This is a genomic window from Cryobacterium sp. Hz7, assembly GCF_004402815.1.
In the GTDB taxonomy this organism is placed as follows: Bacteria; Actinomycetota; Actinomycetes; order Actinomycetales; family Microbacteriaceae; genus Cryobacterium; species Cryobacterium sandaracinum.
This window is the reverse complement of the sequence record NZ_SOFB01000011.1, coordinates 14,047-27,047: the sequence shown is the minus strand read 5'-3', so window position 1 is coordinate 27,047 and position 13,001 is coordinate 14,047. Positions and strand designations below refer to the sequence as shown.

Genomic DNA, 13,001 nt, shown 5'->3' with positions numbered 1-13,001 from the left:
ATTTCGCGTGACGTTAAGACCAGATCAACTTCTGAGATGCTCTGAACGCTCGTTCGCGCGTTGCTCGCCAGGAATGCATACGATAACCAAGTGACTTTGCCGAACGGATTTCATCTAGCGAACCGAGAGTTCTTTGCCCGCGAGGTGCTCAATGTCGCACCCGAAATTCTCGGCTGCATCCTTCAACGCACCGATGACGACGGCATTGTGACCATTCGAATTACCGAGGTCGAGGCGTACGCGGGTGAACGCGACCCCGGCGCACACGCCTATCGGGGCCAGACGAATCGGAACAAGACAATGTTTGGTCCCGCCGGGCACCTCTACTGCTACTTCACCTATGGAATGCACCACTCGCTGAACCTCGTCGCCGGACAACCAGGACAGCCATACGGTTGTCTCATCAGGGCGGGAGACGTGATGGGAGGTGCCGCCATTGCCCGCAGCCGTCGAGAAAGCAAACCACGAAAAGTTCCTCTTCCCAATAGCAGTTTGGCGCGGGGCCCAGGCTGCGTTGCCCAAACCTTCGGGGCAACCCTGGCAAACGACGGTGACGATCTTTTTGGCGGACAGTGGAAGTTTTTCGTTCCGGATGATGGCCTGGTGTTACCCCACCGAACCGGACCACGCGTTGGCGTCAGCGGACCCGGCGGCAATGCGACGAATTTCCCCTGGCGATACTGGTTAGCTGATGCGGCATCCCTCTCAACCTACAAACCAGGCCGCCCGTAACCGTGGCTCGCCGTTTGTCTGCATTGGTGGCCACGAATGGCTAGATTTTCGTCAGGGCCTCGCCCTTATGCATCGCCACGTGGTCGGTCGTGTCGCTCGTGATCTCGTACTGCGGATCATCGGGACTGCAGCGGTGAGTGTGCCCTTTGTATTCCACGTCTATCGTATGAATTTTCGCGATGGTGCCGTGCACATGGCCGGCCTCGGAGTTCCAGCGCACGTGATCGCCAACTGAGAATTTTTTTGTCATTGGTATGCCTTCCACTGCCATAATGATGCTCTCGAATGTATTCGCTGTGCCAGCATGCTTCGGATTGGCACCCTCGGGTTTCACTCTTCCGGTGGATACCAGAGGCGGTTACCGTCGACTTTCGCGAAGCTGGTGAGGGTGTGGGGCTTGGTCGAGGTCAGGCTCATGATGTCGGCAACCTGCAGACCGCGAGCCAGCAACGCGTCTCCGATCAGTGATCGGTGACAACGCCAGGGCACGGCCTCGGCACACATGATTGCCACCGTCTGTTTCTTCGTCAGCGCCATCAACTCGTCAACGCCGGCAACGAACTCGGGCGTTTGCATGTAGTCGGCGTAGTTGCGGAAGCTTCTGTTACGCCACGCTCCGTTGATAGATGCTTCTGCCGCCGGAGTATGCCGTAACCCGCCTAGCTCGGGAAGTCGCTGATAGTCAATACGTGCCTCCGGCATGCTTGTGTCGAGTTCGTGTTCCCCAAATTGTGGGTTGTGACGAGACCCGGGAACGGTGCGAACGTCGATGAGTCGTTCGACACCATTTGCTTTCAACATTCCAACGAACTCATCAATGGGATGAGTGGAATGCCCGATCGTGTACACACAGATTCCAGCCATACTCCCATTGAACCGCACGTGCTGAAGCCCGCATCAGAAATGTCAGATTTATGCGCCCGACACTCGGCTCCGCGATAAAGGGCGCAGCCTCGTAAGGTGGCATCGCCCTGTTGCCGTCCTGAAGCCATCGGTAACCTGATCAGTGACGAAGCTTCTTCGTTCCAGTCCGCCGGTTCACGCGGGCAAGGCGAGGCTACCTCCGGTGAAGCCGCTGTCACTGGATTCCTGAACGAACGGAAGAAAGCATGCAATCTATCCCGGCCCGTTCCGACCATTCGCATGCGAATAAAACTGCAGGGGCTGGTGGTGTCCCACTGACAGTGTCAATGCCGGTGGGCGTAGCCCGGGCTGGAGTCATTGTGCTCCACGAGGTCTGGGGCCTCTCCGCACCGGTCACCGCTCTCGTCGTCCGCCTAGCCGGCTGCGGCTATATCACCGCCGCGCCGCACCTCTACCACCGCATCGCAGACCCCGTCGTCACCAATGGGAAATTCACACAAGCCCGCCGTCACCACGACACCCTCACGAGGGAAGGGCTCACATTTGACATCGAGAGCGCCTTGTCCTGGGTCCGTGCCCAAGGAGCACAGAAAGTAGCGGTAATAGGATTCTCCATGGGAGGCACCCTCGCATTGTGGGCGGCAGCAACACTGCACATCGATGCCGCAGTCACCTTCTACGGTGCCGGCCTGGATTCGCCACGCTGGCCTGGCATCCTCAGCGGAATCGATGCCGTACGCGTGCTTAAGGCACCCTGGTTAGGAATATATGCCGGCGAAGACGCCAGCACCCCGGCCCGTGACCTCCAACAGGTGCGCGAAATCCTCACCCACAACACCACGCAATCCGCGGTGGTTGTTTACCCCAAAGTCCGTCACGGCTTCGCCCTGGACCCGGACCTTCCACGCCACGCCGCAGACGAGACGACAGACGCATTCGAGCGAACATTCCTCTTCCTAAAAACCCATCTACGCTAAACCACCCAGCCAGTCCCGTAAATGGTGTCGCTCGTCGGTCACCCGGCGCATCACACCTAGCGCCATACGCGATGCACGTGGCCCAATGAGGACGGAATGGCCCATCATCGATACAGCAACAAACCGGGAGCGCATCAAGAGCCGCACCGCGTTCCAACTCCACGTCAAGGAGAAGCCCGATGCAACTGGCCGCGTCGTGCTGCGCTGCCCCGCACTGGCCGCCAGCCCGACCGTGACCTGCCCCTTATGAGAACTGCTCAAGACCGTGACGGACAAGATCCGCCCCGCGGTCGACGTAGAAGATCTGCCCGACTTCGCGGACAAGATCTGCAGCCAGCATTCCGTGTCCTTTGACATTGCCAACAACCGGCGCAACGCGGAGGCGTTCGAATACGGCACGAAGGAATGGGCTGAATTCCACGACCATGCTCGCAACTCCATCGAGTCCCTGAACGACCAGATCAAAAGCAACGGGCCTGAGGACATCGAGTCCGCCAGGCGCCGCCGAGTGCGCGGATTCGGCGCCGCGCAAATTATCGTCGCCATCCTGCTGACGAACTTCAACCTCCGCAAAATCGCCGCTTTCATCAGCGACAAAATTAGGGACAACGCAAAAAACACGTTCACGGAGAACCCGTCGTCCGCCCGATTCGCCGCCGCGACCGCGAATGGCACAACCCCTACACCGACACCTACCCGGCCGGCGTGATGCGGCCCGACAAGTTCAAACACCTCGTATCGGACGAAACCGGCGGACCACCGCTACGGACCTAACAGTCCCGCTCAGGACCAGATACCGCTCCGATGGCAAAAACACTTAGCATTCGAGACAATCCGGCGCGCGCGCAAACGCTTAAAAAGCTGCAGGACAGCCGATGGCACGACGACAACTCAAGCATCGCGACCGAAATCGGACGCGAGAACCCCTTCAACCAGAAATCGTTCCCGAGAGGCCTCAGGAGCGATTTCTTTTTGTTTCGACCGGACCATTTCGTGAAGAGTTTCGCGAACGGCCCTTTGGTCGGGCTGACAGGATTTGAACCTGCGACCCCTTTATGGTTCAGGCCTTAACTTCGATTTCGCCAAATGTCTTGGAAAACTCGCGGATTCCCCTGTTTTTACAGGGAACCGGGCGGTTCACTATAACTAACTGCACCTGGTCGATTACGGTCGGCCAAGAATGATTTTGATGGGTAAGCGATGGGCAACTGCATCCACTCGAACCAAGGACGACTGATAGTCGTCTCGACGGTATCGCCCACCCGGAACTGCTGCAGAGTACCCGCGGATTTCCACGGTTTGCGTGTTCAGCCGGTTGTGCAGGAAGCCGTAAGCCGATCCGGTCGGCCCAGACCACGTTTTCAGGCGGCTTCGACACTAATGAACCACGGACTATGGCGAATCGAATGATGCCCAGATTAGAAGCAACAACCTGGCCAGCCTCGGAAAAGCTGCCGTCCGTACCGGCTGGCATGCCCGGCAGCGGTCACCGTTGCCGGGTGTCTCGATACTCAGCGACGCTGTAATCCTCTTTCTGGATCTGCAAGTGGACCCACGTTGAAAGCCCTACGACCCGTGGCTCGCGTCGAAGCGTCTCCACGAAGTCGTTCGCCTCCCGCAGAGTATTGAAAACTGCTGTGGCGATGATGCCGAAATCACCCGTCGTCGTGGCAATGAACTCTGCACCCAGTCTGCTCAGGACTTCTACACAAGTGCCGCTCGCTCCCTGGTGTCGCACGCCCAGACCGAGTGCGATCGTGTGTGCGCGGCCAAAATCCCGCTTCGGCACTGCGACCACACGGATTATTTCGCCATCGATGAGCCTCGTCATCCGGTGACGTGCGGAGCTTTCAGGCAGACCGAGCGCCTCGGCAAGCACCCGCACGGGAGCGCGACCATCTCGTTCGAGCGTTTCTATCAGGCGCATATCAAGCTCGTCGAGATAGGACTCATCCTCTGCCTGCAACGTGGGTGCGTAAATATTATGGACGATGCTTTCATAACGGTGCACCTGGATCGAAAGCACCTCGACGTGTTCTCTGATCGCAGCAAGTAACTCGACCAGTTCTGTCTCGAAGCGACATCGCACCTGAACGCACAGCCCCGCATCGCCGGTCGTTGTAGAGACGTAAGTCGTCAGTGATGACCCGACCATTTCTTCGTAAAGAGCACTTGCGTCACCACGGAGAACAATGTGAAGGTGACCCTCGACTTGAAAGCCAAACATGCGCGGATTGACGCTCGCCGTGAATCGCAGCTGACCGCTGTCGACCACTGATTTCACGATTTCAGAAACACGATTCCTGGTGAGCTCGAGCGCCTCTGCAATGGATGAGTAAGACGCACGCCCATCACGACGAAGGTAGTCAATGACGCGATCCTCTTCAATTGAGAACCCTAAGCTGCCCGGCACTTTTCGCCTCGTCTCAAGATCAGGTCCAGGGACTCCTGCACCACGAAAATACAAATCCGTGCGCATTCACCCTGATTGTTGGGAAACTGTATGAATATTCTCCGATTCTGGATAGTCTTTGTCCATAATATCTGGAATTAAGGCCTGAATAGCATCAACAATGGGGCTGGTCGTCGCTCAGGTCAACAACCGCGCCCCGTGCGGACTCTGAGGGGGAACCGTGAAGGTCATTATTGTTGGCGCAGGCCTCGCGGGCCTGACGGCCGCATGGAAGCTGAGACAACTCGGTCATGACCCTGTTGTTCTTGAGGCTCGCAACAGGGTCGGTGGGCGCACGTGGTCAGAGACACTCGGCAACGGTCAGGTCACTGAGCGCGGTGGGGAGTACATCTTTCCCACAGAATCTGCTATTCGTCGTTTGTCAGCGGAGGTTGAGGTTCCGATTCTCACTCACAATGTGCGGTACGCACGGCGAACCGTCAACGGTTCACACTTGAGCCTCAGCGAGCTGAATGCAGTAAGTGGTCGTCTCATCCGCACGCTAGAGCGGATGCTCGCAGATGGCGTGACCAAGATCTCGGTAGACACCGTATTCAAGGAGACGATTGGCTCAGGTTTTCACGGCCACCCGGCGTATCGGCGAATAGCAACATCGCTTGCCGGTGATCCTGAACTAATCAGCGCAGAAGCTGCCCTGATGCATGAGTCCTCGGCCGACGGAGGTTACATAGAGGACGGCGGCCGATTCCTCAGGGGCAACCAGTCGCTCGCCAGTGAACTCGCCCGCTCGCTTGGCCCGGCCATAAGGCTGGAGTTCCCCATAACCGCGATAGACCAGTCGAGTTCGGGTATTCAGGTGAACCTCCGCGACGGCAGCACAGTCGATGGGGACGCTGCAGTGCTCGCAGTGCCACTCCCAATCCTGCGCACGCTCAACCTCGGGTTCACGCTCCCTGCTACCCAGCGAGCTGCGCTTGACCACCGTTCGATGGGAACGGCAGCAAAGCTCGGCGTTCCTCTGTCTGCTGTCGATGACGACACAGCACTCCAGAGCGCTGATCATGCGTGGTGGTCGTGGCGCTCCATGTCGGTCGATGGGGAAAATCGTGTGCCGGCGCTCTCGTGCTTCGCTGGCGGATCCCGCACACTGAAGTCACTCGATACGGCGAACGGGCCCCAACGCTGGGTTGCCGAACTGAAAAAAATGCGCCCTGAACTGGACATCGACGGGGATGTGCTGCTGACCGACTGGACAAACGACGAGTGGACACTAGGGTCCTACTCAGCGCCGTCCCTCGAATGGAGGCCAGAGGACACGACCGCATTTGACAGCGCGGCAGGGCTCGTTGCAATTGCTGGCGAGCACACCGGCCTCCAACAGTCCCTGAACGGGGCGGTCGTGTCCGGTTTTCGAGCAGCCAGAGCGATCTTGGCCGTCGCAAATGAAACTCAAGATCTGTGAATGCCGGCCTGGTGGATGCAGCAGACGTGATCGTCATCGGCGCCGGATTCGCCGGACTCGTGGCCGCACGAGAACTCGGGAACAGTGGTCACAGAGTGATCGTGCTCGAGGCTCGCGACCGAGTTGGCGGTCGCACGTGGACCGAGCATGCTTTAGGGCACGACCTGGAACTGGGCGGCACCTGGGTGCACTGGGTACAACCCCACGTGTGGGCGGAAATGACTCGGTATGGTCGGAAAATCGATCGCAGCCCGATCGCCGAAGACGCCTACTGGCTCGGTGCAGGAGGCGCACCAAGACAAGGCACACTCGAAGACTTCATAGCTCTCATCCATGAAGGGCAACGTCAGGTAGTTGAGGATGCGCTCACTGCCATTCCGCGAGCGGTAGATCCAACAGTCGGCGGAATCACCGAACGGGATGACCAGTCACTACAGCAGCGCCTAGACGAAATACTCCTGGACGATGAGGCCCGCTACGCGAACGAATCTGTGTGGGTCGGACACGTGAACGCACCACTGCACGAGGTCGGTCTCGCCAGCGCTCTACGCTGGGCGAGCGCGGCCGGCGGCCACTGGCCTCTCATGCACGAGGCCTCGTCGACCTATCGAGTAGCGGGAGGCATGTCGTCCTTCACGGCAGCAATCGCCGCGGACATCGGCGGCGACATCCAACTCAGCTCGACAGTCACGGCCATCAAGCACAATGCGCACGGGGCCACCGTCACTCTCTCCGACGGTCGACAGCTGCGGGCGCAGCGAGTGATTATGACCCTGCCCATCAACGCCGTCGATACGATCACCATCACGCCCCCACTCCCCGAAGTTTGGAGGCGCGCCAACCGCGAGCGCGTGGCATCACAGGGAATCAAGGTGTGGATAAAGGTGCGCGGTCGTCTGCCACGGTTCTTCGCTTACGCGTCTCAGCACCACCCGATCTCGGTGCTCAAGAGCGAGTTCATCGAGGAAGACCATTCGATTCTGGTTGGCTTCGGGCCGGATCACACAGCCATTGACGTGAACAGCATCGAACAGGTCCAGGCGGCCGTGGGAGTGTGGCGTGATGACCTTGAAGTGATCGACGTTGCTGCGCATGACTGGATGAAGGATCCCTTGTCGAAGAATACGTGGATGACCCACCGGCCAGGACAGCTCACTCGCGACCTTTCAAAATTGCAGCTGGCGGATGGCGTGCTCCACTTCGCTGGATGCGACACCGCCGATCTCTGGGGCGGGTTCATCGACGGCGCGATAGAGAGCGGGCTTAGAGAGGCCCGCCTCGTTTCGACGTTGCTCGCGAAATGAAGCCATCGGGCCTGATCTGGTGCGGCCCGACAGCTCCACAATCACTCACTCTCTGACCAGAGACTAGGTCAGTGACACTCCTGCATCACCGGTGTCTTCAAGCAGCACCCCGGAATCGACGTTCCAGCTCATCGACGCACGAGTACCCGGCTCCCGCACAACAGCGGAGTGCGCCTCACGAACAGTGCCGGTGCTGCCATCCGGAAGTTGCACCTCGCAACGCCAGGCTGCACCCAAATAGTTTGCGTCCAGCACGATCACTGGCAGCGAGTTCACCTGCGACGACTCCGGAACGGTGCCTTCATCCTGAAGCGTTATGTTCTCGGGACGAATGAGAATCGCTAGCGAAGCTGAACTCCTGTGGCCGGGAACACGGACTTCATGTCCGGAAATATCCAGGGTGGTCATTCCGCCGACGGAATCGACCGCCCGGCCGGACAACACCGTAGATTCACCGAGAAAGCGCCCAACAAAAAGGGTCTCAGGCCTTTGATAAAGTTCTGTCGGACTGCCGACCTGTTCTATCTTCCCGTTGTTGAATACTGCGATTCGGTCAGAAAGAGACAAAGCCTCTTCTTGGTCATGCGTCACGTAGACAAATGTTGATCCAACCTCGCGGTGGATTCGTTTGATCTCCTTCTGCAGCCATTCGCGCAATTTCTTGTCGAGGGCACCGAGCGGCTCATCCATGAGCAGCACGCGTGGCTTGTAAACGAGCGAGCGAGCGAGAGCCACTCGCTGTTGTTGACCACCCGAGAGTTCCGCCGGATATCGATCGCCGAATTCCCCCATGCGCACCATATCGAGAGCACCCGCGACCATCGCCTTTTGCGCTGATTTCGCAATCTTGCGCCGGTCCAGGGGGTAGGCAATATTCTCGAAGACGGTCTTGTGCGGGAAAAGGGCGTAATTCTGAAACACCATGCCGATGTCTCGTTTGTGGGGAGGCATCTTGGCAACAGGCTTGCCGTAAATGTGAAGCAACCCCTCCGTTGCAGTGACGAAGCCAGCGATCATGTTGAGAGTCGTCGTCTTCCCGGACCCCGATGGGCCGAGAAACGTCATGAACTCCCCCGGCTCTACGACGAGGTTGATCGCATCAACGACAGCTTTACTGCCGTAGCGCTTTGTCACATCGCGAAGGCTGATGCCCGCGTCGTTGATCACGCCAATGACCTCAGTATTGAGGTGCAATTGCCGGAGTTCACGTTCGTTTTGGTCTCGTGCGGCAGTGGTACTTTCCGGACTCATGCCGAAACTCGCTTTCTCTTGCGGGTAGCAAATTGTGCGGTGAGCATCACAAGCACTGACGTGAACATCGCCACGACGGCGACGGCAGCGACAGTTGGATCACTCGCCTGAGTCACGCTGTTGTAGATTTTCACCGGCAGTGTCTGCAACTGCGGACTCTGGATGAAGAGCGACAGAATAATCTCATCGAAGGACGTGACGAAGGCGAACAACGCTCCCGCCGTCACCCCGGGCATGATGAGCGGGAGGGTGATGCTGAAAAAGGTGCGTAGACGGCCAGCCCCCAACGTGGCTGACGCCTGCTCCAAGCGAGGATCTACACCTTGGAGCGAAGCCGTCACATTGAGAATGACCAGTGGCAGCGCAACCACGGTGTGCGCCAGCACAAACCCGGGAAGGGTGCCGAGGAGGTTGAAGCGCAGGAAAAGCGAGTAAAGCCCAATGGCGATCACAATGCCGGGGACGATGAGCGGAGTGAGGAAGTAACTTTCCAGCAACGCCTTTCCGCGGAATTTGACCTTGGACAGCCCGATTGCCGCCATGATCCCAAGCGACGTCGCGACAACCGTGGTGATGAGGGCCACCTGCAGCGATGAGCCCAAGGCGCGCAACCATGATGGGTCGGTTAAGAAGTTCTCGTACCACTGCAAGGAGAAACCCTGGGGTGGAAAATTGAACGACGCCGCCGCGTTGAACGACATAGGAATGATCACCAGGGTGGGAAGGAGTAACCAGAGAACGATGAGAACCGCCAGGGCACCCAGTGCGCGTTTCATTGTCATTTGGCCCGCCCCACAAACAGATTCGCACCCTTAGACACGCGGCTCAGGAGCGCAAGCACCACGATGGTCGTTGTGAGCATGAAGATTCCAAGGGCGGTGCCGTGGCCCCACATGAGGAAGCCACTGATCTGCTGGTACATGAGTGCAGACATCATGATTTCCTTCGACGAACCCAATAGCGCGGGGATGATGTAAAACCCGAGTCCCAGAATGAAAACCGTTACCGAACCCGCAAATATCCCTGGTCGAGAAAGCGGCAAGTAAACCGTGAAGAATGCCGTGACGGGTCTCGCCCCAAGGTTCGCCGCAGCGGGTAGCAACCGCTTGTCGATCTTGGCAAGCGCGGAATAAAGGGGCAGCACCATGAACGGCAGTAGCACTTGGGACATGCCGAGAGCGACGCCAAAAGTGCTTCGAATCAGCGGCAGTGGACCGATCCCGAACAACGTCTCAAGAAGCCCGTTGATGGGGCCGGTGTCTTGCAGGAGAACCATCCACGCGAGTGTGCGCACCAAGATGCTGGTCCATAGGGGCAGCATGATGAAGAGCTGCAACATATTGCGAGTGCGATCACTCACAATCGTCATCAGATACGCGTAAGGGTAAGCGATGAGCAAGCAGACGAGCGTAACAACGAGCGAGGTTCCGAATGTGCGAAACGCGACCACCATGTTGGTCGGAGTGGTGAACAGCCACACGTAATTCTGGATTCCCAGCGTTGGATCGCTGATGCTCCGGATGAAGACATCAATGAGTGGCGCGAGAAAGAAGAACGAGACGACTGCAAAGGCTGGTAGCAGCAGCAGAAACGGGCGCCAATTCTTTGGCTCTCGAATCGTCCTGCTCGTGTCACCGCCGTCAACGGAGCGATTGCCCCGGCCGCGGATGGATAGAACAGCCATGCCGGTCAGCTGCCGGTAACCCAGCTGGCCCATGCGGCCGACAGGGCATCGTAGTTCTCCACCCAGAAGTCAATGTTCGGAGCGTGCCCGGTCTTGAGATGCTCTGTGGTGAGCCACGTCTTCAACGTCGCATCAACCTTTGGCTCCGCGTCGACATTCACCGGCCCATAGGAGGTCAGCTCCGTCATGCGTGCCTGCTGTTCTGCGCCGAGGTAGAAGTTCACGGCGGCGAAGGCCGCCTGCGGATCCTTGACACCCTTGGGAATGGCAGTCGAATCGACCATGATCATCCACTCGTCCCACATAGGAGCAACCGGCGCGCCGGCCGCCGCTGCACCGTATCCGCGGCCTGACCACACCAGCCCCATGACAGCTTCGCCCGATTCAAGCTGCTGCTGTGCCTGAGCGCCGGAGGTCCAGCCGATGACGTTGTCACCGAGGGCACGGTACTTGTCAAAGGCGGTCGCGATGTCGGCGACCTGCACGTTGTTGATATCTTCGCCGTCCGCCGCCAGGGCGAACTCCACCGTCTGGGGGTCGACATACGGGGATTGGCTGACCGTACGCTTGCCCGGGAACTTGTCGGTATCGAAGAAATCGGCAGCACTGGTTGGAGGGTTGTCGCCGAACGCATCAGTATTGTAAGCGACGACCAGACCATAGAGAATATTCGGCACCATGCATTTGTCTGTGATCGTCCCCTCGGGAACCTTCGAGATGTCCACCTGCGAGTAGTCATACTCTTCGTACAGCGTTCCACAGCCACGGGCGGTGTCGAACTGCGTCGCGTTTGTGATGTCCCAGGTCACGTTTCCGCTGTCAACCATGGCCTTGAGTTTGCCGGCGTCGAATGCGTCCTGCAAAAATTTCGAACCTGAGATTTTTGCGAAAGGATCCCACGCTGCGTCGCGTTGACCATCCTGGAAAATACCGCCAGAAGCCGCGTAGGTGAGCGTGACACCATCAAAAATGCCCTCGGGGACGACTCCTGCCACCGGAGTGCCAAGGTCTCGATCTGCCACGGGTTCAGCTGCGTTACCTCCCGCGCAGCCAGCCATGATCAAAGTCGCCACTCCCCCCAACGCGATTGTGCTCAGTTGCCGCTTCAGTTTCTGGTTTCGCATGGTGATCCTTCTTCTTTCACTCCGTTGTGAAATCCCGTGAGACCCGTAGACACGCACCCGGTGCATGGCCAGCCCGTGGAATCGGTTGGCCCCAACGTAGCAATACCGGTCCGGAAGTGCGAACAATTTACCAATATCAGCCAACTTTGCCGGCGAAAAAAACGAAAATACGCACTTAGTAACCCTCAATTTTACAATTCCTCCCGTGCATCAGGACGAAATGTGCGCACTTCCGAACTCGCCGAGAGACGCGGTCACCTCCCGCTGGCACCCGGAAAACGCTCGCCTGGACCGAAGTATGGGCGCGAGTATGGGCCGAGCACCCAAACTGACTCGGAACAAGCCACCGTCCGCCGCAATTCGGGTCTGCTGGTGCTCAAGCTGTGGGGTCCCCGATTCGTTCCATCCACGACTCGGGGATATCCAAAGCCGTGAACCCTAACCTGGAATACAAGCCGTGCGCATCGTTTGTCGAGAGAGCTATTCGTCGCAGACCAAGTGGTTCACACTCTTCCAAGACTCCATCGATGAGAGCACCGCCTATGCCGCGGCCTCGAACCTCGGGGTCGACGAATACGTCGCAAAGCCATGCAAAAGTCACTCCATCCGTGATGACCCGGGCGTAGGCGACTTGCTTGTTTGATTCGGTGTGGTAGATACCGAAGTTTCGTGAGCCGTCTATGGCTGCGTCCTGCCTGGCACGTGACCGCCCTGGCGCCCAATAGGACAGCTCGCTGATCCAGCGATGCACCTGGTCACGGTCTATCTCAGCGACGTCGGCTGAGAACCGATAGTACGAATCCATTCCCCATCCAATCGGTCTTGGGCGGACTGCGCCCCGGCAATCGCCCGATAGCACGTGATTATGCACATCCATGGTTGGATGCCGGCTAAAGGAGCTTCTCTATCTCGACGAACTCGATCGTGTTGGCCCCACGATTGATTACTGTGTGCTCAGCGCCGGCCGGGCGTGTGTAGCTCTCCCCGAGCCGAATCTCCGCCACGATCTCCGAGCCGTCGGAGTTCAGCACTCGCATGCTGTCGTTGACGAGCGGCACCACCACGTACTCGAACTCGTGCACGTGCATAGGAATGGCGTCATTCGGCTCGATGGTCCACTTCGTGACCCTGAAGATCCCATTGTCGATCTGCGTTTCAGCGGTTGCCATGATCGCTCACCTGTTCTTCGT

14 protein-coding genes are annotated in these 13,001 nt (G+C 58.4%); 5 read left to right on the top strand and 9 right to left on the bottom strand.

Annotation, left to right across the window (positions count from 1 at the left end):
* The first annotated feature begins 90 nt into the window (after positions 1 to 90).
* Positions 91 to 732, top strand: a complete 642-nt coding sequence (locus E3N86_RS02155; protein ID WP_134511243.1) for a DNA-3-methyladenine glycosylase — start codon at positions 91 to 93, stop codon at positions 730 to 732.
* 40 nt (positions 733 to 772) lie between these two features.
* Here E3N86_RS02155 and E3N86_RS02150 read toward each other — a convergent pair whose 3' ends face one another.
* The gene (locus E3N86_RS02150; RefSeq protein ID WP_104099967.1) at positions 773 to 982 is read right to left on the bottom strand and encodes a DUF2945 domain-containing protein; all 210 of its coding nucleotides are present in this window, start codon (positions 980 to 982) and stop codon (positions 773 to 775) included.
* An 80-nt stretch (positions 983 to 1,062) separates the two neighbouring features.
* The gene (locus tag E3N86_RS02145) at positions 1,063 to 1,596 is read right to left on the bottom strand and encodes a DUF488 family protein (RefSeq protein WP_134511242.1); all 534 of its coding nucleotides are present in this window, start codon (positions 1,594 to 1,596) and stop codon (positions 1,063 to 1,065) included.
* A gap of 245 nt (positions 1,597 to 1,841) precedes the next feature.
* On the opposite strand from E3N86_RS02145, the gene E3N86_RS02140 reads away from it, so the two are divergent.
* Positions 1,842 to 2,573 (top strand): dienelactone hydrolase family protein, encoded by a 732-nt coding sequence (locus E3N86_RS02140; protein ID WP_134511241.1) that lies wholly within the window; start codon positions 1,842 to 1,844, stop codon positions 2,571 to 2,573.
* Positions 2,574 to 2,838: 265 nt separating this feature from the next.
* Positions 2,839 to 3,282, top strand: coding sequence for a hypothetical protein (locus E3N86_RS02135; RefSeq protein WP_134511240.1), 444 nt, complete (start codon positions 2,839 to 2,841; stop codon positions 3,280 to 3,282).
* A gap of 777 nt (positions 3,283 to 4,059) precedes the next feature.
* Here the strand turns inward: E3N86_RS02135 and E3N86_RS02130 are convergent.
* Positions 4,060 to 5,052, bottom strand: a complete 993-nt coding sequence (locus tag E3N86_RS02130; RefSeq protein WP_134341939.1) for an Lrp/AsnC family transcriptional regulator — start codon at positions 5,050 to 5,052, stop codon at positions 4,060 to 4,062.
* A 154-nt stretch (positions 5,053 to 5,206) separates the two neighbouring features.
* Between E3N86_RS02130 and E3N86_RS02125 the strand changes: the two genes are divergently transcribed.
* Together E3N86_RS02125 and E3N86_RS02120 are read left to right on the top strand one after the other, a co-directional pair.
* Positions 5,207 to 6,448 carry an NAD(P)/FAD-dependent oxidoreductase gene (locus E3N86_RS02125; protein WP_134511239.1) on the top strand — a complete coding sequence of 414 codons (1,242 nt, stop codon included), beginning with the start codon at positions 5,207 to 5,209 and terminating at the stop codon, positions 6,446 to 6,448.
* On the top strand, positions 6,445 to 7,752 hold the full coding sequence (locus E3N86_RS02120) for an NAD(P)/FAD-dependent oxidoreductase (RefSeq protein ID WP_241985916.1): 1,308 nt from the start codon (positions 6,445 to 6,447) through the stop codon (positions 7,750 to 7,752). The genes E3N86_RS02125 and E3N86_RS02120 overlap by 4 nt, the downstream gene beginning before the upstream one ends.
* 63 nt (positions 7,753 to 7,815) lie before the next feature.
* On the opposite strand, the gene E3N86_RS02115 is transcribed toward E3N86_RS02120, so the two are convergent.
* From E3N86_RS02115 to E3N86_RS02090, 6 genes are all read right to left on the bottom strand, one after another.
* Positions 7,816 to 9,003: an ABC transporter ATP-binding protein gene (locus E3N86_RS02115; protein WP_134373409.1), complete on the bottom strand. Its 1,188-nt coding sequence runs from the start codon at positions 9,001 to 9,003 to the stop codon at positions 7,816 to 7,818.
* The gene (locus E3N86_RS02110; protein WP_134341936.1) at positions 9,000 to 9,785 is read right to left on the bottom strand and encodes an ABC transporter permease; all 786 of its coding nucleotides are present in this window, start codon (positions 9,783 to 9,785) and stop codon (positions 9,000 to 9,002) included. The genes E3N86_RS02115 and E3N86_RS02110 overlap by 4 nt, the downstream gene beginning before the upstream one ends.
* Positions 9,782 to 10,720, bottom strand: coding sequence for an ABC transporter permease (locus E3N86_RS02105; protein WP_241973158.1), 939 nt, complete (start codon positions 10,718 to 10,720; stop codon positions 9,782 to 9,784). Before E3N86_RS02105 ends, E3N86_RS02110 begins: the two co-directional genes overlap by 4 nt.
* Complete coding sequence (locus E3N86_RS02100) at positions 10,693 to 11,811, bottom strand: extracellular solute-binding protein (RefSeq protein ID WP_134511238.1); 1,119 nt, start codon at positions 11,809 to 11,811, stop codon at positions 10,693 to 10,695. The genes E3N86_RS02105 and E3N86_RS02100 overlap by 28 nt, the downstream gene beginning before the upstream one ends.
* A gap of 376 nt (positions 11,812 to 12,187) precedes the next feature.
* Positions 12,188 to 12,616 carry a GNAT family N-acetyltransferase gene (locus E3N86_RS02095; RefSeq protein WP_134341934.1) on the bottom strand — a complete coding sequence of 143 codons (429 nt, stop codon included), beginning with the start codon at positions 12,614 to 12,616 and terminating at the stop codon, positions 12,188 to 12,190.
* Positions 12,617 to 12,701: 85 nt separating this feature from the next.
* Positions 12,702 to 12,980, bottom strand: coding sequence for a cupin (locus E3N86_RS02090; RefSeq protein ID WP_134373405.1), 279 nt, complete (start codon positions 12,978 to 12,980; stop codon positions 12,702 to 12,704).
* Positions 12,981 to 13,001 lie beyond the last annotated feature (21 nt).

Coding starts and splice junctions, on each gene's coding strand:
- E3N86_RS02150 (WP_104099967.1), bottom strand. CDS start 982: ATGACAAAAAAATTCTCAGTTGGCGATCACGTGCGCTGGAACTCCGAG.
- E3N86_RS02145 (WP_134511242.1), bottom strand. CDS start 1,596: ATGGCTGGAATCTGTGTGTACACGATCGGGCATTCCACTCATCCCATT.
- E3N86_RS02140 (WP_134511241.1), top strand. CDS start 1,842: ATGCAATCTATCCCGGCCCGTTCCGACCATTCGCATGCGAATAAAACT.
- E3N86_RS02130 (WP_134341939.1), bottom strand. CDS start 5,052: ATGCGCACGGATTTGTATTTTCGTGGTGCAGGAGTCCCTGGACCTGAT.
- E3N86_RS02115 (WP_134373409.1), bottom strand. CDS start 9,003: ATGAGTCCGGAAAGTACCACTGCCGCACGAGACCAAAACGAACGTGAA.
- E3N86_RS02110 (WP_134341936.1), bottom strand. CDS start 9,785: ATGACAATGAAACGCGCACTGGGTGCCCTGGCGGTTCTCATCGTTCTC.
- E3N86_RS02105 (WP_241973158.1), bottom strand. CDS start 10,720: ATGGGCCAGCTGGGTTACCGGCAGCTGACCGGCATGGCTGTTCTATCC.
- E3N86_RS02100 (WP_134511238.1), bottom strand. CDS start 11,811: ATGCGAAACCAGAAACTGAAGCGGCAACTGAGCACAATCGCGTTGGGG.
- E3N86_RS02095 (WP_134341934.1), bottom strand. CDS start 12,616: ATGGATTCGTACTATCGGTTCTCAGCCGACGTCGCTGAGATAGACCGT.
- E3N86_RS02090 (WP_134373405.1), bottom strand. CDS start 12,980: ATGGCAACCGCTGAAACGCAGATCGACAATGGGATCTTCAGGGTCACG.